Source organism: Planococcus salinarum (assembly GCF_007004625.1).
GTDB classification, from domain to species: Bacteria; Bacillota; Bacilli; order Bacillales_A; family Planococcaceae; genus Planococcus; species Planococcus salinarum.
The window spans coordinates 30,483-53,329 of the sequence record NZ_VIFV01000001.1; the positions used below are offsets into that span (position 1 = coordinate 30,483).

Annotated in this window: 20 protein-coding genes; 3 read left to right on the forward strand and 17 right to left on the reverse strand. The window is 48.2% G+C overall.

What is annotated here, in order from left to right:
- Positions 1–262 precede the first annotated feature (262 nt).
- The 12 genes from DIJ65_RS01200 to DIJ65_RS01255 all read right to left on the reverse strand — a co-directional run bounded on the left by DIJ65_RS01200 (position 263) and on the right by DIJ65_RS01255 (position 15,139).
- Positions 263–1,354 carry an amidohydrolase gene (locus DIJ65_RS01200; protein WP_117300117.1) on the reverse strand — a complete coding sequence of 364 codons (1,092 nt, stop codon included), beginning with the start codon at positions 1,352–1,354 and terminating at the stop codon, positions 263–265.
- Positions 1,344–2,480 (reverse strand): mandelate racemase/muconate lactonizing enzyme family protein, encoded by a 1,137-nt coding sequence (locus DIJ65_RS01205; protein WP_117300119.1) that lies wholly within the window; start codon positions 2,478–2,480, stop codon positions 1,344–1,346. Before DIJ65_RS01205 ends, DIJ65_RS01200 begins: the two co-directional genes overlap by 11 nt.
- A gap of 718 nt (positions 2,481–3,198) precedes the next feature.
- The gene (locus DIJ65_RS01210) at positions 3,199–4,176 is read right to left on the reverse strand and encodes a nuclease-related domain-containing protein (RefSeq protein WP_117300121.1); all 978 of its coding nucleotides are present in this window, start codon (positions 4,174–4,176) and stop codon (positions 3,199–3,201) included.
- A 1,004-nt stretch (positions 4,177–5,180) separates the two neighbouring features.
- On the reverse strand, positions 5,181–6,794 hold the full coding sequence (locus tag DIJ65_RS01215; protein WP_117300125.1) for a M20/M25/M40 family metallo-hydrolase: 1,614 nt from the start codon (positions 6,792–6,794) through the stop codon (positions 5,181–5,183).
- 3 nt (positions 6,795–6,797) lie between these two features.
- Entirely contained in the window at positions 6,798–7,970 is a 1,173-nt protein-coding gene (locus DIJ65_RS01220; protein WP_117300127.1) for an aminotransferase class I/II-fold pyridoxal phosphate-dependent enzyme, read from the reverse strand.
- Between the two features lie 620 nt (positions 7,971–8,590).
- Entirely contained in the window at positions 8,591–9,508 is a 918-nt protein-coding gene (locus DIJ65_RS01225; RefSeq protein ID WP_117300129.1) for a DMT family transporter, read from the reverse strand.
- Between the two features lie 580 nt (positions 9,509–10,088).
- Positions 10,089–11,387 (reverse strand): efflux RND transporter periplasmic adaptor subunit, encoded by a 1,299-nt coding sequence (locus DIJ65_RS01230; protein WP_117300131.1) that lies wholly within the window; start codon positions 11,385–11,387, stop codon positions 10,089–10,091.
- The gene (locus DIJ65_RS01235) at positions 11,380–12,072 is read right to left on the reverse strand and encodes a hypothetical protein (RefSeq protein WP_071152329.1); all 693 of its coding nucleotides are present in this window, start codon (positions 12,070–12,072) and stop codon (positions 11,380–11,382) included. The genes DIJ65_RS01230 and DIJ65_RS01235 overlap by 8 nt, the downstream gene beginning before the upstream one ends.
- A gap of 230 nt (positions 12,073–12,302) precedes the next feature.
- Positions 12,303–12,560, reverse strand: coding sequence for a DUF2187 family protein (locus DIJ65_RS01240; RefSeq protein ID WP_071152328.1), 258 nt, complete (start codon positions 12,558–12,560; stop codon positions 12,303–12,305).
- A 146-nt stretch (positions 12,561–12,706) separates the two neighbouring features.
- Positions 12,707–13,630, reverse strand: coding sequence for a S66 peptidase family protein (locus DIJ65_RS01245; RefSeq protein WP_117300133.1), 924 nt, complete (start codon positions 13,628–13,630; stop codon positions 12,707–12,709).
- 565 nt (positions 13,631–14,195) lie between these two features.
- Positions 14,196–14,678: a transcriptional regulator gene (locus tag DIJ65_RS01250; RefSeq protein WP_071152327.1), complete on the reverse strand. Its 483-nt coding sequence runs from the start codon at positions 14,676–14,678 to the stop codon at positions 14,196–14,198.
- An 89-nt stretch (positions 14,679–14,767) separates the two neighbouring features.
- Complete coding sequence (locus DIJ65_RS01255) at positions 14,768–15,139, reverse strand: hypothetical protein (protein WP_071152326.1); 372 nt, start codon at positions 15,137–15,139, stop codon at positions 14,768–14,770.
- Positions 15,140–15,331: 192 nt separating this feature from the next.
- On the opposite strand from DIJ65_RS01255, the gene DIJ65_RS01260 reads away from it, so the two are divergent.
- Both DIJ65_RS01260 and DIJ65_RS01265 read left to right on the forward strand, forming a co-directional pair.
- Complete coding sequence (locus tag DIJ65_RS01260; RefSeq protein ID WP_117300135.1) at positions 15,332–16,864, forward strand: hypothetical protein; 1,533 nt, start codon at positions 15,332–15,334, stop codon at positions 16,862–16,864.
- The gene (locus DIJ65_RS01265; RefSeq protein WP_117300137.1) at positions 16,861–19,584 is read left to right on the forward strand and encodes a DEAD/DEAH box helicase; all 2,724 of its coding nucleotides are present in this window, start codon (positions 16,861–16,863) and stop codon (positions 19,582–19,584) included. The genes DIJ65_RS01260 and DIJ65_RS01265 overlap by 4 nt, the downstream gene beginning before the upstream one ends.
- A 558-nt stretch (positions 19,585–20,142) precedes the next feature.
- On the opposite strand, the gene DIJ65_RS16190 is transcribed toward DIJ65_RS01265, so the two are convergent.
- Complete coding sequence (locus DIJ65_RS16190) at positions 20,143–20,286, reverse strand: hypothetical protein (RefSeq protein ID WP_185959470.1); 144 nt, start codon at positions 20,284–20,286, stop codon at positions 20,143–20,145.
- Between the two features lie 29 nt (positions 20,287–20,315).
- Entirely contained in the window at positions 20,316–20,726 is a 411-nt protein-coding gene (locus DIJ65_RS01270; RefSeq protein WP_117300139.1) for a single-stranded DNA-binding protein, read from the reverse strand.
- A 284-nt stretch (positions 20,727–21,010) separates the two neighbouring features.
- On the opposite strand from DIJ65_RS01270, the gene DIJ65_RS01275 reads away from it, so the two are divergent.
- The gene (locus DIJ65_RS01275; protein WP_117300141.1) at positions 21,011–21,448 is read left to right on the forward strand and encodes a YwpF family protein; all 438 of its coding nucleotides are present in this window, start codon (positions 21,011–21,013) and stop codon (positions 21,446–21,448) included.
- 41 nt (positions 21,449–21,489) lie between these two features.
- Here DIJ65_RS01275 and DIJ65_RS01280 read toward each other — a convergent pair whose 3' ends face one another.
- From DIJ65_RS01280 to DIJ65_RS01290, 3 genes are all read right to left on the reverse strand, one after another.
- Complete coding sequence (locus DIJ65_RS01280; protein WP_117300143.1) at positions 21,490–21,870, reverse strand: hypothetical protein; 381 nt, start codon at positions 21,868–21,870, stop codon at positions 21,490–21,492.
- Positions 21,871–21,963: 93 nt separating this feature from the next.
- On the reverse strand, positions 21,964–22,410 hold the full coding sequence (gene fabZ, locus DIJ65_RS01285; protein ID WP_117300145.1) for a 3-hydroxyacyl-ACP dehydratase FabZ: 447 nt from the start codon (positions 22,408–22,410) through the stop codon (positions 21,964–21,966).
- A 45-nt stretch (positions 22,411–22,455) separates the two neighbouring features.
- Positions 22,456–22,725: a DNA-directed RNA polymerase subunit beta gene (locus DIJ65_RS01290; RefSeq protein WP_117300147.1), complete on the reverse strand. Its 270-nt coding sequence runs from the start codon at positions 22,723–22,725 to the stop codon at positions 22,456–22,458.
- Between the last annotated feature and the right edge of the window lie 122 nt (positions 22,726–22,847).

The window sequence follows — 22,847 nt, forward strand, 5'->3', positions numbered from 1 at the left end:
TCTATACCCTTGAAGCTGTGCGGAAAAACCTCTTTCATTCATTTGCCGGCAAAAGGGAACCCCCCAAAAACTCTTTCCCGCTGTGTTGTTCAGATTCTTTAAACGGGTTTAAAACTTAAAAAACCGGACTTTTTCCGGGTAAATTAATAAAACCCTCTTTTATAAGAGGGCTTTCCTTTTGCTCTGTCCACTTTATCATATTGGAAATAGCGGCGTTAGGGTCCTAAGCATTAGTTGCAGCAAGTATTTCCCGGGAAATATCTTAAGCGTTCTTCAATGTTTCCGCCAAAACACGCGCACCGATGTCCAGTGCTTCGGGATTGAATGTCATATCCGGGTGGTGGAGACCCGGTGTGAGGTCTGCACCGACACCGATCATGGCTGCTTTCAATTCCGGCTTCCGAATCGTATAGAAATGAAAATCATCCGCACCCGGTGTATGCAGCGGCTCGGAAGTATGTTCGTCCCCCACCACACGCCGGATGGCTGTTCGCGCCAGTTCCATCGCTTCACCGGAAACTTCCGCCGCAGGTGTAAAGTCGGTCCATTCCCAGTCGAGTTGCACGCCGTAGAGCTCGCCAATGGTGCCGAAGCCTTCATCGATGCGTTTCCGCAATTCGTCCATCAATTCATTGGATTGCGAACGGACGTCCAGCGCGAACGTCGCGCTCCCCGGAATGATGTTCAGGCTTTCGCCGCCCATCTGAACATTCGTCAATTTCGCCGAATAGGATTCGAAAGGTGAAAAATAAACCGATTTCACGAATTGATGAATGGCTGCAAGCACGTCCATTGCATTCTTCCCCTGATGCGGACGGGCGCCGTGTGCGTCTTCCCCCGTAATTTTGCCTCGCAGGAAAATGCCCGATCCGTGGTGAAGGGCTGGCGACACTTTACCAAAAGGCAGTTCCTCTGCCGGACGCAAATGGACGCCGAAAAGGTGGCTGACTCCCTCGACCGCGCCCCGCTCAATCATGGACAGCGACCCATTGCCCTGTTCCTCGGCTGGCTGAAAGATAAAACGCACACGTTTCGTCAGGGTTTCATTCCGCAAATACAACAGCGCACCGAGCACCATCGCCATATTGGCATCATGCCCGCAGGAATGATTGGCCTGCATCGTGCCGCCGACTTCCTGCCAGAGCGCATCGATATCCGCACGGACAGCGACGATTTCTTCTCCCTGCCCAATCTCGGCAATCAAACCGGTAACGCCATCAAAAATATTGTATTTCACGTCGAGTTCATTCATGATCTCCCGCAGTTTCTCTGTCGTCCTGAATTCTTTCCAGCTCACTTCCGGGTTGGCATGGAAATGATTGAAGTAGGCCAGGATTTGCTGGTTAATTTCCATCAGAATCACCCTTTCCTTCCACTATCACCGATTTGGAGGTCAATTTTTTCAGTTGAGCCGGATCGACATCGATTCCGAGACCCGGCTTGCCGCTGAGTTTCACGTAGGGCAGTTCGTAATGCAAATTGCCGATTTCTTCCGCAAACAGCAACGGCCCTGTCAGTTCAGCGCTTTGAATGTTCTTCCGCGCCATGACGGCGTGGTAACCGGCCGCCGATCCCACAGACGATTCCACCATCGAACCGATTTGTGCGATGATGCCAGCCGCTTCCGCCGCTTTTGCCATCTGCACAGCCGGGAAGATGCCGCCCGCTTTCATCAATTTGATGTTGATGTAATCCGCCGCATCCAGGCGGATGATCTCGAGCACGTCTTCCATCGACTGCACACTTTCGTCGGCCATGATCGGCGTCGAAACTTTGCGCCGGATTTCTGCCAGGCCGCGGATATCCCCGATCCGGATGGGCTGTTCAACCCAGGTCAGATTCGCCCCTTCCAGCCGGTTGATCGTCTGCACCGCCAGGCCGACCGTTTTCCAGCCTTGATTGACGTCAATCCGAATGGGCAAGTCGTCCCCCACCGCTTTGCGCACAGCGTAGATCCGTTCGATGTCGAGCGCCGCGTCATCAAGGCCCACCTTCAGTTTCAAACTGGAAAATCCCTGCGCCACTGCTGTCACCGCTTTGTCTGCCATGACGGCAGGCGCTTCAATGCTGAGCACCTTCGGATACTGCAGGTTGTCATGCGCCATGCCGCCGATAAGATTATAAACCGGCTGGCCCGTCGCTTTGCCCATCAGATCATAGCAGGCAATATCAACGGCAGCCTTTGCCGCCGGGTTCCCGACCAGTGAAGCATTCATCGACTGATGGATCCCTTCGATGTCGAAAGGACTGCGGTTCAGGATCAGCGGAACCAGCACATTTTTCAGCATCTCGAACGCCGCGTCCACCTGCTCCCCCGTCACATGCTCATCCGGTACCGCCTCGCCGTAACCGACAAGCCCGGTATCCGTCTCCAGCCGGAGAATGATCGCCGCCATGTTCGGATAACTCGCATAGGAAATGATGAACGGCTCTTTTAATGGAAAGTTCACTGAATAGATGTCTGCTTTGATAATTTTCATATGGGTGCTCTCCTTTGGGTAGTGCTTTTAATTGATTGTACCCTGAAGAGGTGGGGGAATCTAGGGTGTGTGGTAGTGGGTTGAGTGGCTGGGGGGTCTATCTTCTGATTTTGGGCGGCTATCTTATGATTTTGTGTTTCTATCTTACGTTTTGCGGGTTGTATCTTACGGTTTCCGAGTTGTATCTTACGGTTTGCGCTTCTTATCTTACGAATCCACTTTTCTTCCAACTCTCTTCAAGAGAAAAAGGCATTTTTAATGGAAAGCAGTCCGCTGCCGGCGGACTGCCCAGTGGGCGGCAAATGCCGCCCGATTTTGGGTAATAATGGGTTGGCTCGCTTGGGTGCGGTTGTATCTGATGATTTTGGCCGGCTATCTTATGATTTTGTGTTTCTATCTTACGTTTTGTGAAGGTTATCTTACGGTTTGTGGATTTTATCTTACGGTTTCACTTTTCATCCGGCTTTCTCCTATTGAAAGAGCACTGGAACGGAAAGCAGTCCGCTGCCGGCGGACTGCCCAGTGGGCGGCAAATGCCGCCCGATTTTGGGTAATAATGGGTTGGCTCGCTTGGGTGCGGTTGTATCTGATGATTTTGGCCGGCTATCTTATGATTTTGTGTTTCTATCTTACGTTTTGCGAGTTGTATCTTACGGTTTTCCACTTCTATCTTATGGTTCCATATTGTTTACGTATATCATTCCACGAAAAAAAGCATTCATTTTTTATGAATGCCCACATGCATTTCTCTGTAATATCTTCGCATTTTATTGTTGCCTACTCTTTTATAGAGAGGATTTTTTAATATATTTCTTGCTTTTGAAAGATGTTCCAGCTCTAAAAATTTTTTGCATTCAGCAGCTGAAATACTTGGCTTTATTAACATAAACCATTCGCTGATGGCTTCGTGGTGGGCATCGGAGCTTTTCAATTTGCATGCCGGGCAATGCCAGGAGCGTTTGCATCGTTCCATCTTAATGGTTTTGCAATCCGGACAGTATACCCCGGTGCCGATTTCACTTGTGCTGATCCCATGTTTTGCTGCCAAAGGAAATGGATTGAATTCTGACGAAAGATTGAGCAACCTCTGCCCCAATTGCTGCATTTCAACTTCAGAAATCTTCTCTGGTGGCATATTGAAATTATGCAGCCGGATCATTACTTCGTCCGCGCTCCATATTACTGATCCAGGCGGCGAGTCGACTACGATTTGATTTGGATAAGCAATAACCACATAAGCTTGGACCGGAAGATCGAATCCCAAACTTGTAAGCACATTTTCAAATTTCCACTTGATCACTTCGGCCTGAACCAATGGACTTTGATACCCTTTTTCTTCACCCGACGCTTTCGTTTGGTGCAGAGCACTGGGGTTTACTGTAAACCGCAGCCGGCCTGAAAGATTCTTCACTTCCAATAAAATCGCGCAGGACTGTGTTAACAATAGCGTATCGACTTGAAAATCCACATTAGTCGAAATCGGCAAATCCTGAATAATTAAATGTGGATAATCAGGGTCAAAATATTTCATCAGATGGTCCAGCCGTTCTTCCCCGCCAAAGCCGGCATTGATGGAATTAAGACGTTCCTTAATAACTTCCTGTTTCAGATGACTCAGCGGCAAGCGCTTTGCCAAGGCTTGGAAGCCAGCAATCACAGCCGGTCGTTTTCGATGTTTGATAATTATTTTAGCCACCCTTGACTAAAGAGTAGCACAGTTGATAGCTGATCTCCACAATTTACCAAATATCATATTTGAGTGCTCATATTGCGCCAAAAATGATTTTTGATCCTGGAATCATGCGATTTATAATGGTTTTATGGCATCTTGGGTGGGGGTGTATCTTATGATTTTGGCCGGCTATCTTACGTTTTTGCATTTCTATCTTACGTTTTGCGTGTTTTATCTTACGGTTTGCGGTTCTTATCTGACGAATCCACTTTTCCTCCGGCTCTCATCAAAAGAAAAGGGCATTCATTAATGGAAAGCAGTCCGCCGGGGCGGACTGCCCAGTGGGCGGCAGTTGCCGCCCGATCTATTCAGATTGTGGGTTGGCTCGCTTGGTTGGAGTTCTATCTGATGATTTTGGCCGGCTATCTTACGTTTTTGCATTTCTATCTTACGTTTTTGAGTTATATCTTACGGTTTGCGATTCTTATCTGACGAATCCACTTTTCCTCCAGTTCTCTCCAAGAGAAAAGAGCATTTGGATTGGAAAGCAGTCCGCCCCCGCGGACTGCCCAGTGGGCGGCAGTTGCCGCCCGATCTATTCAGTTTGTGGGTTGGTTCGCTTGGTTGGAGTTCTATCTGATGATTTTGGCCGGCTATCTTACGTTTTTGCATTTCTATCTTACGTTTTTTGAGTTTTATCTTACGGTTTGCGATTCTTATCTGACGAATCCACTTTTCCTCCGGCTTTCTTCAAAAGAAACGAGCATCTGATTGGAAAGCAGTCCGCCCCCGCGGACTGCCCAGTGGGCGGCGCTCGCCGCCCGATCCTGGCAAATAGTGGGTTGACTCTCGAAGGTGTAATTCTATCTTATGATCTGGGTCGTCTATCTTACGTTTTGCGTTTTCTATCTTATGTTTTTTGAGTTTTATCTTACGGTTTGAAAATTTTATCTAACGAATCCGCCTTTCCCCATGCATAACATTAAAAGAAAGCTTTCAATTATCTCCAACAAAAGAAAAAGCCACCCCTAAAGGCGGCTCTTCACAGGTATGGACAGGATCATTTCTTCCAGCAGGGCTGGCATCTGTTCGAATGCGTTCTTGATGTGGAGGCGTTCGGTCCGTTTATGGGCATCTTTGCCGAATTGGCCGATGTTGAGAACCGGCGCCTTTAGTTGTTTCATTGCCTGGAACGGGATGCTGTAGGAATCGCCGTAGATTGGGGTGTTGTTTTCATATGTCACCCAGCCGTCTTCCTGGTCGCCGTAATTGATGTAGCTCAAATCGGAAATGCCGTTGAAATAATGGATTTGATTGAGCTCGTGGCCGTATTTGGCCATGGCGTTTTCTTTGATCTGCTCAACACAGCGTTTGACCAATTCGTCTTCCGACGAGTTGACCGCCGGGTAATAAGGCGGCGCGAACAGGATGACGATCGCAGGGGTCAATTCCTGGCAATTGAGCAAGAGGATGTCGGTAATGTGCATCGATTTATCGCGCACGTCCCATTCCGGGTGCATCAGCGTATCATAGATCAGGGCGTTAAAATAATCGCGCCCAAATTTCTCAATGGCATAATTCAGCAGTTTTTCGTACCGAATAACTTCAATATTTCCGACAGGTTCAATGTTTTCATTGCGGCACATCACCATATAATCTTCCATGCAATGCGCTGCGGCATCTTTCGCCACTTGTTCAAACAAATCAAAAGTTTCTTTGGCGCTGTGTTCCATCATAAAGACATTGTACATGGCAAACGAGCGGTAAGGTGTCTGCGCCGAATATGAATTCCTCAGATCTCGTTGCTTCAGTGTTACGGGCAACGGCGTCGTCTCACCGTAGACCGTTTCCTTGAATGACGGGTTCCATTCCATCCGGTGGGTCAGGTACGTCGAAATATAGCTGGACGTGATGCCGGACAACGGTTCGCCGACATGCGTCTCTTTGCCGTAGAACAAGGCGGCCGGCATAATTTTGCCGATGGAACCGGAATAAATATAATGGGCCTGGTCGCCCGGATGCTGGGCAAACGAAGGCTCTCCGTTCAGGAATAAAATATAGTCCAGGTCGTATTCCCGTTCCAAATCGAGCAATTTGCTGACACCGTAGCGCATACCGGCTGAATTGACTTCTTCATCCGGCACCGACAGCAGCAGCAGGTTGATCCGCCATTCATTCGCGGCAGCCTTTTCAAGCATTGCCATATGCATCGCCAGTCCCGCTTTCATATCCATCGTGCCGCGGCCGAACAAGTATTCACCCGAGTCGAGATCTGCCAGCGCATATTCGTCCAGCTCATCGCGGAAACCTTTTAACGCTTCCGTCAGCTCAATCGGGCTGCATGCAAGCGGCTTGAGGTCACCGTATTCCTCCGTTTGGACGGTGTCAAAATGACTCATCATAACGATGGTATCGGTGGCTTCCGGGTGTTTGTACAGGGCGGTGACGTATTGGCGGTCCCAATTAACTTCACCGAGATGAATCTTTTCCGGATTTTCCTGGAAATAAGGGACCTGCTCCAACTTATCTTTCAGTTTATAAGCGAATTCCACTTCCCCTTCCGAATGCGTGATGCTTTTCCAACCGACCATTTCACAAAGCAATTGCTGCATTTTCTCCGGTGTTCCCCATAATAATTCCATGCCTTATCCCCTTTCCGTGACTTGCAAAGTTTTCAGCCATTCGGCCATCCGCTCCATCGCCTGTTCCAATGTCGGCATGGCATACGCATACGAAATGCGCAGAAAGCCTTCGCCGTAGTTCGTAAAAGCCGAACCCGGCACTGCCGCCACCCCTCCTTCTTTCAACAGCCGTGTAGCGAAGTCGAAGGAAGAAAGGCCAAATTTTTCGATGGATGGGAATATGTAAAAAGCTCCTGTCGGTTTGACGACATCAAAACCCATCTCCAGCAATTTGCCGTAGACATAATCACGCCGCGTCTTGTAGGCAGCGTTCATTTCGTCCGGCACAAAACGGTTATTGCGCAATGCCTCGATAGCCGCATGCTGACTTGGCAGAGACGCACAAACCGTGTTGTACATATGCACTTTCAGAACATGCTTCATGTATGTCTCCGGCCCGAGCAAAAAGCCCATCCGCCAGCCCGTCATCGAATGCGATTTCGACAAGCCGTGCACAAGGAAAGTCCGGTCTTTGATGTCGTTACAGCACGCGAATGAAAAATGCTGTCCCTCGAAGACATTCTCTGAATAGATTTCATCCGATATGATGAATATTTCATGTTTTTTCAACACTTCAACCAACGCATCAGTTTCTTCTTTATTCAAACTGACACCCGTCGGATTTGACGGGAAATTGAACAGGACCGCTTTCGTCTTATCCGTAATGGCCGCTTCCAGGCGCTGCGGATCCGGCACCAAACCGGTGTCCGAGGTATCCAGCAGAACCGCTTTGCCGCCGTTCAGTTCAACCAGCGGAACGTATCCCGTGTAGCAGGGCGCCGGAATAACGACTTCATCGCCTTCTTCGAGGATCGTCCGCAGCAGGGAATCCAGCGCTTCGCTGGCACCGTTCGTGATAATGATTTCCGTCTGCGGATTATAGGACAGCGCGTAGCTGTCGCTGAAAAACGACGCAACCTCCTGGCGCAGCTCAAGCAGGCCGGCATTGTGGGAATAGCTGGTCCGGTCGCCCGCGATGGCATCCATCCCCGCTTTTTTGACCGCTTCCGGGGTCGGGAAGTCAGGCTGGCCGATTGTCAGGTTGATGGCGTCCGGATAATCCACCAGCTGGTTGAAAAATTGGCGTATGCCGGAAATAACGAGCGCTTCCGCCCGGGGATTAAGGGATAATGTCATAAAGATCTCCGATCCATTCGTTATTTTCTTCTATTATATTCTTTTCATCCCGCACATTAACAGGGAGGATACTCATATAAAAAACGTGGGGCAAAAGAATTTCGGCCCTTCAGCGCACTATTGCAGCGGCAGGAGCAGGTCTATTTACCGACAACAATACCGGCAGCCCCAACCGAATTCTCCTATTGTCCCCATCATAATTAATTTTGTCCATAAGAACAAGAAAAAACGGTTGATATGCGGTGGTTTTATTCGCATTCTGTTGCATGGTTTTTTGGACTTATCTTACGGTTAGTGATTTTTATCTTACGGTTTGAAGTGTTTATCTTACGGTTCGCCGTTTTTATCTTACGGTTCCACTTTCCCTGTGGGTTTCTCCTTGAAAAACTGATCTTTGGACTGCCCAGTGGGCGGAGCGGTAATAGGGGGTTGTTTGATGGACAGCGATGGTATCTGATGGTTTGAGGAATTTATCTTACGGTTTTCATATTTTGTCTTACGGTTTGAAGTGTTTATCTTACGGTTCGCCGTTTTTATCTTACGGTTCCCCATTTCATGTTGATTTATTCAGACCAGCCTGCTGGTTATACGGGTTCGCCCTTCCCTAAAACGAAAACGGCTCAGCGGGTGCTGAACCGTTTTTTTCTTTTTCGGAGCAGGTCTTCTGCGGCGCCCGAGCCGAACAGGACGCCGATGACAATGAGTACAAAGCCGCCGAGGTGGCCGGGCAGAATGGTTTCATTCAGGATAATCGACGCTGCAACCAGCGAAAATAAGGTGTTTAAGTTCATGAAAATCGCCGCTTTTGTCGGGCCGGCCTGGCCGATCGAATAATTATAGAGCATATGGCCGACTGAGGTGCCGAGAACGGCCGAAAAGACGAATGCCAGCCAGAACACCGGCGGAACGTCCCCGAATGCCGCCATGCCGCCCGGTTCCTGGATGAGCGAGATGAAAAACAGCACAATGGAACCAGTAATGAACATATAGCCGGTCATCAGCCGCGGATCCAGGTTTTTTGCCGCATTGGCAATGACGATGTAACTGAGCACCTGCGTCAGGATCGAGATGAAGACAAACAAGTCCCCGACATTCATGCCGCTCGTGGGACCGCTGCCGACACGCACCGTGATAATCACTCCGGCAAGGCCGATGACCACACCGAGCCATTGCAGGCGTGACGGGTAATTGCGCATGATGAGTGACACAAGGACCGCCGTCAGCATCGGACCGGTGCCGAGAATCAGTCCGGCATTCGTGCCCGTGGTGAGTGTCAGCGCATTCGACAGGAAATAATGGTGCGACACGACGTTCAGCAGCGCGCCGAGCAGGATGTATTTCCAATCGATGCGGCTCGGCCATCGCAGCAGCTTGAAATAGCCGAGAATGACGAACACCGAAATCCCCGCGAGGAGAATCCGGAATGTCGTCAGGGTAACCGGACCGACAAATTCGACCATGTATTTTACTGTTGCGAGATTAAATCCCCAAACGATCATGACACCGGTCAAAATCATGTATATTTTCCACTGCTTCAATCCAGTCATGCCTTCTTTCGGTTTTCGGAATAAATATTCATTTTACGCCCAGTTGCCGGGAAAGTAAATGACTATCCCGCATAATCAGCCGATCAGCGTAGTGGTCGGGCGGTGGCGGCTGCCACCGCCCACTGGGGGAAAGCCGGTGGAAAAGTCGGCACGTTAGGTAAAAGTGGTTATACGGGAGGTAAATCTCGCTATAGGGGAGGTAAACGCATCTATACGAGAGGGAAATCAGTTTATACGACAGGTAAACCAGTTTATACGACGGCTAACCCTCCACCCAGCGAGCCAACCCACTATCCGGTAGTGTTCGGGCGGCAGCCGCCGCCCCCTGGGCAGTCCGCCGGCAGCGGACTGCTTTCCGTTCGAATGCCCTTTTCAATCCGTGAAAGCCGGTGGAAAAGTCGGCACGTGAGGTAAATCTCGCTATACGGTAGGTAAACTCCGTTATACGTGAGGTCAACCGGCTTATACGATAGCTAAATGCAGCTATACGACAGATCCCCCCACCCCAAGCATGACACTTAACCGCAGCACAAAAAAACCCGTGAGCATCCGCTCACGGGTCCAGACTTATTCATCTCGCCAACAGGTATTCAACGTACTTGCGCCAATAGGTGTTTTTCGCGTGTTCCATGTCCGGCTGGATGCTCGGGAAAGGCAGGAATGCCTGTGGTGCTGATGCGAATCGGCGCAGCAAGTCGTTGTCGACCACGGTCGCGCCGGCTTCCATGCCATCGCTGAGTATGGCTTTGCCTTCCAGATCGAACGCAATGGTGACTGGCACCGCTTCGGCGCGCCCTTCTTCATTCAACACGAATGCATTGCCTGTGCCGTTGTAGCGGTCAAAAATCCAGGTATCTTTCAAGGCAACTGCATCCGCCGCTTCGTTGATAACGATGGAGGCATTGGCCGTTTTGCCGTAAGGAACGGCGTCTGTGATCGGCTCTTCTGTTATGATCAGGACTTCGTAAATCGCAATCGGATTATTCTGGTCTACGGGATCAAGTGCGCGGTAGGCGTCGAGCCATTTCGAACCGCCTGCCGGCAGCTGTGACTTACGTAAAATTTTGCCGGGCATTGCCTGCCCGATGCCATCGACATGCAAAAATACACGGTCGTCGACGGAGACGTCCAGCCATTCTTCTTCGACCACGTAGGTCATGAAGAGTTTTTCACTCGAATAGATTTCGATGCTCATCGGCATGGAACCGGCATCAACTTTGCCGACCACGCCTTCAATCGGACTGACAAGAGCCGGTTTGGCTGTATTCTGATCCAGCTGGGCTTCCACCACTGCCAACTGGGTTTCAATTGAAGCAATGCGCTGTTCCGCTTCCGCAATTCCGGCCGCATAGGACCCGTCCTGGGGAACCTCGACGTCCAACGACACATTGATGTCGAGTTCAACGGTGTCGCCTTGTGCGGTTGTCACCGTATCACGGTCTGTTGAAGAGCCGGTAGTCGGCCGGGACTGGCGGGAGCTGGCTGTTTCAAGATCCTGCAGCGCACTTCGCACTTCACGCAGTTCATCTTCAAGCGCATCTTCTTCCGCTTCCCAGATGGCGCGTTGTTCTTCGCTTTCGGATTCGTTCAACAGGGCCAGTTCTGTGCCGGCTTCGACATAATCTCCTTCATTGATGATCCATTGTTCGATTGCAGCGGAATCCTGTATAAAGATTTCCGTGGCTCCCAGCGGGGCGGTGATGGCCTCTTTCGGCAATTTCTCCGAGTAGCTGCTCGTATATGTACGTTCGTATTCACTGATGTAAAGTTTTTTCGGCACCTGGCTCCTTTCGCTGAACAACAGGATTGCATTGGCTGCCAAAAAAGCGGTGATGGCGATGGATAAGCCGATCGCAAAGTATTTATTCACCCCGAACCACTCCTTCCGTAAAGCCTTCGAGCATGTCCGCCAACGGCACAAAGCTCAATGCGCCGATAAACAGCGCGACAAGTACATGCAGAAGAATCAGCCCGAACAATAACAGCTTCGGTGAAAATTTCACGTAATTGCGCAGGAACCGGTACTGGATGGCGATGATCAGCGACGTGAAAATTGTCAGCTGGTTAAAGAACAGAATGACGAACGAGTGGTTGAACAGCATTGCCGCCAACGGGCCAAATGAAAAAAGGGACAAGTATGTCGTGTAACCGAGTAGAGCAAATATGAAAAACAGCAATGCTTTTTCGATGATCAGGATTGCCGTTACATATGTCTGCATGACGAGCGCAGCGCGCCAGGGAATTTTCAGGAAACGGCTGAAAAGAAAAGCCGCACCGTATGTATGAAATGCCAGGTAGATTCCGGCCCAGATCAGGCTACCGGCAAGCGAAGTCCAGCGGGCCAGCGTGTAGGCTTCCTCATCGCCCGCCACCAGATACGGTGTCAGCGATGCGCTGTTCATGCCCCAAATTTCCCGCAGTGCAAAAAGAAGCACACCCAGCCCAAACAACCATCCGAGCCTCTTATTGAAATGCCGCATTTCCGAATTTTCCAGATTATGCAGGAGTTGTCCCTGTCTGGCGAAATAATGCCAGAACTTAAAATCAAATATCATATGGCCTTATTCCCTTCCTGGCGATTGGCGAAAAGCGTATGTTAACCTTCTCTTACTTTACCAAAAAACGGCGGACTTTGGAATCCCGTAACTGGTACAATTTTCAAAAAATGTATTGTCTGAATTGTTTGGGTGACTGTCACCCGACAATCACCCAAACAATTCCAAAGAAAAAACCTCCCGCACACGGCGGGAGGTTGGAATCAAACTATTTTTAAATGTTGTAATTATTATTTTTTCTCTTGTTTTTCCTGAGTTTCCTGTGTTTCTACAATCGTGTATTTCTTATGTGAAATCACGGTCATGTTGGATGGTGCACCAATTTCTTTTGCATCTTCAGGTGAAATTTCAACAATTACCGAGTTATCCATGATTTTAAAAATGGTTCCGTTGACCTCGACATCATTGCGGGTAAAGGAAATCCATTCTCCGATGAAGCGGGCCGCTACAAATTCTGATACTTCTTTTTCATGTGGTTGGAATGCCATTGTTATCCACGCCTTTCTTTTAGAAACAATATCAGTTTATTATATCATAAAAACGTGGAATTATCATCATATGACTCCTTTATTTCCTCCGGAAAACGGCTTTACGGTTTCCTGGTTGCTGTTTTGCCGGGAAAAGCAGCGGATTGTCACTCGACGCCCGGCAGGATTGTCAGCGTCATTTCAGTGGCATCGAGTTTTGCCACGACACCAAGGGGCACAGAAAAGTTCGGCTCGCAATGGCCAATTTTGAAGCCTTTGACAACTGGTATGCCCAAATCTTTGAAGTAATGATCGAATACCTGGTCAAGACTCAACGACTCTTCGGGTTTCTTCGGATCGGAATTTTTGAAATCCCCGATCACCACGCCGGCCAAATCCTCAAATTTTCGGGCCATCCGCAACTGATTCAACATGGCATCCACTTCGTGTGGCTGTTTTTCTACATCTTCAATCAATAAAATCCGGTCTTTGGTATCGATTTCAAACTTCGTTCCAATGCTGCTCCGCAAAAGCCCCAGGTTGCCGCCCACCAATTCCCCTTGGGCCACGCCTCTGCTGACGGGCGTCAATGTGGAAATTCCTTCGTCATAATGCAATTCGAACGGTGCGAATAATTGGCCGAACATGCGGCCGCTCCGTTCATGGAATTCATCTTTGCCGACATCGGAAGCCAGCATCGGCCCGTGGAAAGTCACCAGATCCGCGTATTGGCCGATTGCCGTATGCAAAAATGTGATATCCGAATAGCCCCAAAATACTTTCGGATTCTCCTTGATCATCGCGAAATCGATTCGATCCGTCATCCGTGCGGCTCCGTATCCTCCGCCCGCACAAAAAATCCCTGCAACTTCAGGGTCTTCGAACATGGCATGCAGATCCGCCAGTCGCTCTTCCTCCGTGCCCGCGAGGTAGCCGTATTTCGCTTCCACCGCGTTACCCATTTTCACTTTCAGGCCCAGTTCTTCCAAAAATGGCAATGCTCTTTTCAAATTCTCAAGGTCCGGCGGGCTTGAAGGCGCAATTACGCCAACCGTATCTCCGCGCTGCAACCGTTTTGGCAATGTCCGCAAAATCATCCACTCCTTTTATATGCAACTATCGATCAGCTCCGAAAAAATCTCTCGGCTGTGCTTCCTTCCAATATAGCAATGCGCCAGTCTTTCTTCAAGCTGGCGAAATATATGATATTAAGTATTTTCATTGTAGTTTGTTATTTTTAAATTATTTAGAATTTTTAGTTATATAGTATCATGACAACATTTTGATTTTTCAATAGAATGGGAACAGGTTATAAATCACCCAAGGATTTATCGCTTATAAGCAAGATCTTCTGAACAAACCAGAAAAGACAAAGGGAGCGGATTGTTATGAATTTCGAAAAAGCACTTGAATTGGGATGGGAAGATCTTGCACTGGGAATTGTTGGCTCGACAGCCGTCATGCTTTTCGTCAACTTTTTCACAATGATGTAGAGGTGACTCATGTATACTTTCAAACCGTAAAATCCCTTTTCCGGATTCCAAGGAAAAGGGATTTTTGCTGTGTTCTGCAGGGTTTTAAGCAAACAAAAAACGCCTTCCCCCTTCAAGCCGGGCAGGCGCTTATTAATCGGATGCAGGGTTCACGTGACGGGTATCAAGCTTCACTTGGCAAACCTCCATTAAGCTGCTGTTGTTGCTGTTGTTGTGCAATGAGTTCATGGAACATCACTTCATCCCGTGATTCAAGTGCATAGTCGATCATACGTTCAAAATTTTCCTGTTCCAGAAACTCGATCGCTTCCATCGCTTCGGATTTGGCCTGGTCCGGGATCTCTATGACGCCCCCGGTTTCTCCCTGCAGGATCGACTGGAGATGCATATGGATATCGGAGACCAATAACAGCTGGTACAGCGGCAGACGGATAAAGCGATTTCCTTTTTGGAATACGAATACTTCGGATAAGTTCTCTACTTGGAAAGTATTCGTATTTACTACAATTTCTTTCCCTTCAACCGGGATGAAATAAAACAATTCATCATCTTTCATAATTGAGAGGTACTGGTAGGCAAAGACGAACTTCACAAGATGGTCTTCTTTCTTCGTATAGAATGGTTTCATCATTTTGACATGCAACATGATGGTTCCCCCCCTCTCTGAATTTAGAATATTCTGTTTAGTTAATAATACCACACTTTTCCTGTTTCGTAACTAAAAAAGCACAAGAATTATCTTCTTGTGCCGGGTCGTCTTATCCGTGGTTTCTGTGCAGTTGCCATGAACTGAATCCGCTCCGTATCAACCTTTACAAAGAGCTGCGACAGTGCGGAGAACAGGAAATGTACGAATTCATTTGTGTCATTTCCGCCATAATTGAACACAATGGTTTGGTGGTCAAAATCGATTTGGATGGTCGCAAGCATTCCATTGCAGGCTTGAATGTTCGTGAATGTGAAGCATCCGCCTTCCCTGGATACCTGGAACCGGATCTTCTCGTAGCGCTTTTCATCAGTCAATAAAAAAAGTTCCCATACTGCAATATCTTCCTGCTTCAATACTTGCTGAAGGTCAGGGATTCTCAATACATAAACATTTTCCAAGGTCATGCTCCTATTCTAATTTTATAGGTATTTAATCACACTCTTTATCCAGTATAATGTATTAATTCTTAAAAAAACATGTTCTTTAAAAATTTTTTCACATGCTGCAGCAGCACTGAATTCTCCTATCCATTTACGGGGCTGCCGGAAACAAGTATAATAGAAGGAAAGTTTATTTTTGGGGCGATGCAAATGGCTACGGTTCAATCCCTGGCACAACAATACGAAGAGACGATTCACAATTATATGGCTGCTGTCGAGGAATCCCTCCATCCCGGTCGGGCGTTGGATGAGGAAATGGTTCGAAAAGCAGTCTTTTTGGTGCGCCACGACGGAGTGCAGATCCAGTCATTCAATGAAGAGCGGCTGTTGCTCGAGGCGATTGTCAAAGACGCCCATTCGGTGAAAGTCGTGATGAATTTCGATAAGCAGACAACGGTCTGCGCCTGCCCGCAGGAAGAAATGTGCAGGCACCGGCTCGCTGTGATCTTCGCTTTATACCAGAAGGTCGGTTCACTGTCCGGCTGGGTGGCTGACTGGCGGGCACGTGAACTTGAACAGCTTTCAACGGTTGGCAATAAACGCTCACCTGAGCAGTGGACAAAAGTGATACGCAGCGTCTGGCGGGATCCGATTCCCGATTACACGACAAGAAATTATTTCTATTTTGAACAGATGTATGAAGGCCGCCTGAAAAATGCGCTGTCCTTTGTGCCGCTTGAACGGGAATGGAAAGTCCTGTTCCGCGCCTATGCCCATTTCATTTCATTGGCCGAAGTTTGGCCTACCTATATATCCGGCACGAATGATGTCCATCATTCGTTTTTCAAGACCTGGTTCGAAGATGAGCTTCACGAACTGCGTGATCTGCTCGACCAATTACATGGCCAGCACCGGACATTCGAATCCGATGCTTTCTTCGACCACCTCCGCGACATGGTCCGAGCTTTTGCCGCAACCAAGGACGGTTCTTCATCCCAGCGCTTTACTGTCTACCAAACTTTCTGGACCCACCTTTTTACCGGCGACAATTTGCGGAAAAAGGAACTTACATTATTCCCGCGTCCCGATGAACGCATTCTCGCGTTTTTTGCGATTCTGCTGAATCAAACAGTGGACCTGAAAAAAATTGCCCCTAATGATGCACATGATTGGATCCAGCTGGCGATTCTGGCAGAACAGGAACATAACAGTGAAGCTCTCAAAACGATTTTAATCGCTGTCAAACCGCATGTGAAAACTTTCCTTTTTGAAGGTTTGTATACGCAATACCGCCATCAATATGTCCGGACGCTGAGCCGCCTGTTCTTCCTGATCGATCTGAGCGAAACGGATTGGGAAGACCTTTTCCGGCAATTTGGGCACTACGGATTGCCTGCCTATTCGACTTACCTGATCGAAAAAGGGTTATTCAAGCAATGGGCGGAACTTCACCACCTGCATAATTCCCCGCTCTATTTCGCCGAGGAATGTGGATTGAAGGAAGTCCAGGAAGCAGCGCCTGATTTTGTGCTGCCGCTTTACCACCGCTATGCGATGTCCCATTTGGACGAACGCAGCCGGGCCAGTTACAAACAGGCCGTGCGCATCTGGAAAAAGATGAAAGCCGCCTGCAAAAAGAGCGACCAAGTGGAATTTTGGAATTCATATATGAAAGAAATCCGGACACAGAATAAACGACTCCGTGCATTGCAGGAAGAGATTGAGAAAGGAAATCTGGTATGACTCAATTCCAAACAGAAGGAAGCCGCATCTATTATTTGAAAATCACCAAAGGGGACAGCTTCCGTGTTCAGGCAATCAATGAAACCGGAAACCGCATTCCTCCTGAAATCTGGACGCCCTATTTGTACTTTATGGACAAGGCCAGCTTTTTCGGGCTGAAGTCGGAAATGGACGGACTGGACCTCGTATTGTCGCCCGCTGACTTTGTCCGGCTTTTTAATGGTGAAGTCCATCATTATGTCGCATTCAAAGGACAGACCGATGATGATATTGCATGGCTTGAACTTGCCGGAAAAGTCTCGGATTCGCTGAACGATCCGCGCCTCTGGGAGCACGTCAGTGTTGAGGGCGAAGATATTGTCATCGACAGCAAATATGGCGATATGGATATCCAGGCGTTTCTGAGAGACACCATCAGCCAGCAGCTTCGACAAAAAGGGCTGACAACTGCCCAGCTGCCGTATATCCGGCACTTTATCCAGCACGCCGGATGGGACGGGTTGGAACCTGCGGACGATTATGTAATCGCTGTGCAATTGAGCGAACCGGACGAAACGCCGGAATGGTCTTTCAAGGTCGTGCTGCGTTCGAAGCGCGGCAGTGTTTACTGGACGCCGTCCAAACGCCGCATGGATGAGCCGCTGGAAAAGGTGTTGCCTGAGAAATGGCGCAGCCGCCACGCGGAAATAGCCGAAAAGCAGGCACTGGTCCTGAGCCTTTGCCCTTCGATTGAAAGCTTTGATGAAAGCCGCCTCCACCATGCGGAATGGACAGATGCACAAGTCCTCGAATTTCTGCGCAACGATACGGAAATTCTGCAGGCTTTCGGCATCGAAGTCTCCATCCCTTCCTGGCTGCAGGCCGTACAGGAATCGAAGGTGCGCGTAAAAGCCAATGTCCATTCCCCGGCCAAAAAAGCATCGGTCGTGGGGCTTGATCAGATTATCCGTTTTGACTGGCAGTTTTCGCTGAACGGCCACGAACTCAGCATGCAGGATTTCGAAAGGCTCGTGACCGACAACAAGGAATTTATCCGCATCGGCAACGAATGGGTGCGTGTCGACTCAAATCTGCTGATGCAGCTCCGGAAAATGATCGAAGAGGCAGATGATGCCGACTGGACGATCAAGGACATGCTGTTCCAGAACGTACCGGAAATCATGCTCGAGGAAGCGGCTGAAGAAGACGATCCGCTCGTCGAATTCAATTTGAATAAATCGTTGAAAGTCCTGTTGGACAAGTTGCTCGATAAACGGGATCTTCCGCCAACAGCGATTCCCGAAAACCTGAACACAGAACTTCGCCCCTATCAGAAGACAGGCTTTGACTACCTCGTATTTATGCGGGAAGAAGGTTTCGGCCTTTGTCTTGCAGATGACATGGGCCTTGGCAAGACGGTGCAGCTGATCGCCTACCTGCTCCATGTCCATAAAGAAAAACAGGCGCACCCTTCGCTGATCATATGCCCGACCTCCGTTCTCGGCAACTGGCAGAAGGAACTGGAACGGTTTGCACCTGATTTGAAAATCTATATGCATTACGGCCCGGTCCGTCCCAAAGCCGAGGATTTCACACGCTTCCTTGAAGAAGAACAGCCGGACGTCGTCCTTTCCACTTACGGCATCGCATCATCCGACGCCGAAGAAATGCAGGAGCTGCCCTGGACCAGCATTACCCTGGATGAGGCACAGAACATCAAGAACATGTATACGAAGCAATCACGCACCATCCGCCGTTTCAAAGGCCAGCACCATATCGCCTTGACGGGTACGCCGATTGAAAACCGGCTGTCCGAGCTATGGTCGATATTTGATTTTATCAATAAAGGATATCTGTACCGCATCAAGCAATTCCAGGAAACGTTCATGATTCCGATCGAGCGCGATGAATCGGAAGAAGCGAAGGAAAAATTGCGTCAGCGCATTCAGCCATTCCTGCTGCGACGCACCAAGAAAGATCCGGATCTTCAGCTGAATCTCCCGGAAAAACAGGAGCAGCTTGAATATTGTCCACTGACACCTGAACAGGCCGCTCTTTACGAAGGTCTCGTACAGGATACCGTCCAAAAGATGGAAACGTTGACCGGTTTCGAGAAAAAAGGGCTTGTCCTGAAAATGCTCAGCAAACTGAAGCAGTTATGCAACCATCCGGCTTTGTATCTGAAAGAGCCTTATACTACAGCGGAAGAAATTTTGCCGAGATCGCAGAAACTTGAGCGGATAGTTACACTGGCCGGTGAAATCGCCGAACGCGGTGAACAATGCCTCATTTTCACGCAGTACATCGGCATGGGGCATCTCCTGCAGCAGGCTATCAATGAACTTTATGGCCACGAAGTGCCGTTTTTGACCGGCAGCATGCCAAAAAATCAGCGGGATTCACTCGTGAATGCATTCCAGCAGGGCAAATTCCCGATTTTCATCCTTTCTCTAAAAGCGGGAGGCACAGGGTTGAACCTGACTGCCGCCACGCATGTATTGCACGCTGACAGATGGTGGAATCCGGCCGTCGAAAATCAGGCGACAGACCGTGCCTACCGCATCGGGCAGACGCAATTTGTCCATGTCCACAAATTCGTGACCATTGGCACCATTGAAGAGAAAATCGATTCCCTGTTAACACAAAAACAGGCAATGTCCGAGCAGTTTATCCAATCGAGCCAGTGGATGACCGAGCTGTCCGATAATGATCTGAAGGAGCTATTCACTTATTCGTTATAAGAAAAGCGAACACTCATTTGAAAATACTTTCTTTATATAAGTACTATCATATAAGTTAAACTAATAATCTATAGTAGCCGATATTCCGCAAAACAGCTTCGAAGACATTAGCCGACGCTTGCGAGGCTAAGTCTTTGCGACGAAGCAGCGAAGCGATGCAGGAGCACGGATTTAAATACTAGCAGAGTACGCACTTCGTCGAAACGGAGTTGGCTTGCCAACTCCATTTCTGCTCCCCTGGGCGTCTGCGCTGTTTTGCTCCATATCTTGAGAGATTTCGCCAGCGTCGGCGCGGCTTAGGAGCAGGCGAATGCCGACGGAGCAATAAGACGAGTGGTTTTCTCGGCTTATTGTGGGAGCCAAGGTGTGCCATACGAAGATGGCACCTCCTTTGCGACGAGCTTGCGCAGGAGCATAATCTTTGCACTGTCCATAGCGCCTAAGCGGGCTATAAAAGCTTATTCATTAACTCAACTTATACAGCTTATAAATCCAAAAATGAGCATGGCCGGGTCCCCACCCCTCCATGCTCTCCCTGATCTGATGAGTGAAACAGTGTTAAACCTTTGCTGCGGAACGGAAATGCTCTTTCAGTTCACTTAGCTCCCGTTCCGCCTCTGCCAATCTTGTATGGAGCAGCGCTGTCAGGCGGATCAGCTGCTCCATATGCACTTCCAGTTGCTGTTGTACGTCCTTCGGCATGGCTAAGTGCCTCCCATCTTCCTGTATTATTATGTGTTAATTGGTTCCGCTTCCGGCACGGGGAAATCAAAATCTGCTTCAGATTCTGGTTCCTTTTGCGACGGGGCGGTTTCTTCTTGCGCTTTTCTTCTGTCCAGGAAACGTATCTGGTCCGCAAGAATTTCCGTAACATACACCCTGCCGCCATTTTCCTTGTCGTAATGCCGGGACTGCAACCTGCCCGATACCGCTACAAGTGAGCCTTTGACACAGAATTTCGCGACATTCACTGCCGGCCTTCCCCAAGTGGAACAAAGCACGAAATCAGTTTCGATTTCCCCCCTCTGGTTTTTATAACTTCTGGAAACGGCAACGACGAACGTTGTATGTACACGTCCCTCGCTTAACGTTCTTGATGTTGGATCTTTTGTCAGCCTTCCGACCAGTCCGACCTGATTCATATTCTTTCACCTCCTTCCGTTAAAATCAGCTTACTAAATAAACTGAATTTTATGCAAAAGGGGAAAAACAGAATTTGGCGGTTTTTCTGCAGGTCATATTTCATTTTTCAATCAGCAGGAAAATTTTTTTCTCTTTCCTGCTCCTTATGGATACTGGCTTTTTCGGATACACAAAGTGTTTGGCAAAAATGAATTTTTGCAGCTTTGCATGTCCTTTTCATCATAGACCTGAAAGTTCACGTCTATGCTATACTGGAAAAAAGATCGATTTTGGAGGGATATACATGAAGACTTTTAAAATGCTTTCGATGGGACTTGTTGAAGGGGATGACATCATCAATTTCCCTCTCGAAGACGGCATCATCATCAATCAGGAGAACAGCCACCGTTCCTGGGTAATTGAAATGCTGATGGATTTGTCACATGAGGAAAAATTCAAAGAGATGATGGATTCCAAAAATATCTATGACGTCAAAGTGGTCATCTCCTATCCGGAGAATGAACCGGCGACCTTTGAAGTCGGCATTTACGGGGTCAAAAAGATTGGCGACCATGTTTCCATCCTGATGAAAGGCACTTTGAAACGTGCCCGCCGCAAATACGCCGAAACACTGCTGGCTGAACTTCTTGAAGACGGCCTGGAAGGTGAACAATTGCTGAAGCGCTTTGAGAGTGACATGCGCTCACGTCCTGTACTGCGAATCGACGAAGCAGCAAATTAAAAAAAGACTTGATGAGGGTAATTTCCTTCATCAAGTCTTTTTTAATTCAACTGCTTCAATTTACTTTCTACAAATGCAGCCTCAGCCTTGCAAGAATAGTCGATATTTACATCTTTGCTTTTCTGCAATACCATAATTCTTTCTTTTTGTTCATTTGTTGGGGGTTCGTGAAGTATCTTGGTGATTATCTGATTCATTTTTTGGGCCAATTCTTCATGAAACTCATTGCTGGTTTTCACTTCATCTGAAAGTTCTTTATACCATTTTGAATCTTGTGTAATATATTTTCTCCATATTTTCAAGAATTCATCAATATTATATAATTCTTCTTTCCATTCGATTCCTGCCATATATCTTTCAAATACTTTCGTAACCGAACGGGTAATATTACTTTTGACTGACGTTGGCAATGTATTATACATTAAATCCCTCCATATTCAGAAAGAATACTAGTAAATTAATTTTACACTTCATTTTTTTAGAATATACTTTATATAAATTTAATAATAAACTCATTATTCTGTTTCAGGTGATGCAACTGGTCCGAGGGCGAAAAGAATATCACATTCGCATGCCACTTCGCCGTCGACTGTTGCGATGCCGTGACCTTTGCCCATGGCCCCTCTCAGCTTCGTCAGTTCCACTTCGAGACGCAGTTGGTCACCCGGGACGACCTGGCGCTTAAAGCGGCAATTGTCGATGCCTGCGAAGAATGCAAGCCGCCCTTCATTGCCTTCCACCTGCAATACTGCTGTTGCTCCGACCTGAGCCAACGCTTCAACGATGAGGACTCCGGGCATTACTGGATATTCCGGAAAATGGCCGTTGAAAAACTCTTCATTGGCAGAGACATTTTTCAGGCCAACAGCCCTTTTGCCGGCTTCTATTTCCAAAATCCGATCCACCATTAAAAATGGATAGCGGTGTGGTAAGATCGCTTTGATCTGTTCAGTCGTCAACATGAGTCCAACTCCTTTTTCCAAATAAGTTAAAGCATGCGGCAATCTCTATTTCTTGCCGCTCATTATATCAATGATATGCTGCCAGGTTTCCCATTTCAGCGCATCTTTCGGTTCACCGTCACCGATTACCCCATAACCCACCATCGCTCCTAAGGCTGCTGCCAGGACGATCAGTGCGATGACAAGGATGATTCGAAGCCAGATTGGAAACATTCGGATCTGGACCCACCAGGTTTTTTTCTCTTGCTTATCCCCGGTCGTTTCTTCGTTTTTATGTTCTTTTCGTTTAGAAACTTTTTTAGTCGGCTCAGCCATTTACGTCGTCAACCTTTCCAATGCCGCATACTTCTGTCCATTGCTGGCAGAACATTGCACATCCACAGTTCTGTCGCAGCTGCGTAACAACGCAGTCACGTATGTTGCCATTATACTAAAAA

Coding starts and splice junctions, on each gene's coding strand:
- DIJ65_RS01200 (WP_117300117.1), bottom strand. CDS start 1,354: ATGGAAATTAACCAGCAAATCCTGGCCTACTTCAATCATTTCCATGCC.
- DIJ65_RS01205 (WP_117300119.1), bottom strand. CDS start 2,480: ATGAAAATTATCAAAGCAGACATCTATTCAGTGAACTTTCCATTAAAA.
- DIJ65_RS01215 (WP_117300125.1), bottom strand. CDS start 6,794: ATGGAATTATTATGGGGAACACCGGAGAAAATGCAGCAATTGCTTTGT.
- DIJ65_RS01220 (WP_117300127.1), bottom strand. CDS start 7,970: ATGACATTATCCCTTAATCCCCGGGCGGAAGCGCTCGTTATTTCCGGC.
- DIJ65_RS01235 (WP_071152329.1), bottom strand. CDS start 12,072: ATGATATTTGATTTTAAGTTCTGGCATTATTTCGCCAGACAGGGACAA.
- DIJ65_RS01240 (WP_071152328.1), bottom strand. CDS start 12,560: ATGGCATTCCAACCACATGAAAAAGAAGTATCAGAATTTGTAGCGGCC.
- DIJ65_RS01250 (WP_071152327.1), bottom strand. CDS start 14,678: ATGTTGCATGTCAAAATGATGAAACCATTCTATACGAAGAAAGAAGAC.
- DIJ65_RS01260 (WP_117300135.1), top strand. CDS start 15,332: ATGGCTACGGTTCAATCCCTGGCACAACAATACGAAGAGACGATTCAC.
- DIJ65_RS01265 (WP_117300137.1), top strand. CDS start 16,861: ATGACTCAATTCCAAACAGAAGGAAGCCGCATCTATTATTTGAAAATC.
- DIJ65_RS16190 (WP_185959470.1), bottom strand. CDS start 20,286: ATGCCGAAGGACGTACAACAGCAACTGGAAGTGCATATGGAGCAGCTG.
- DIJ65_RS01270 (WP_117300139.1), bottom strand. CDS start 20,726: ATGAATCAGGTCGGACTGGTCGGAAGGCTGACAAAAGATCCAACATCA.
- DIJ65_RS01275 (WP_117300141.1), top strand. CDS start 21,011: ATGAAGACTTTTAAAATGCTTTCGATGGGACTTGTTGAAGGGGATGAC.
- DIJ65_RS01280 (WP_117300143.1), bottom strand. CDS start 21,870: ATGTATAATACATTGCCAACGTCAGTCAAAAGTAATATTACCCGTTCG.
- fabZ (WP_117300145.1), bottom strand. CDS start 22,410: ATGTTGACGACTGAACAGATCAAAGCGATCTTACCACACCGCTATCCA.
- DIJ65_RS01290 (WP_117300147.1), bottom strand. CDS start 22,725: ATGGCTGAGCCGACTAAAAAAGTTTCTAAACGAAAAGAACATAAAAAC.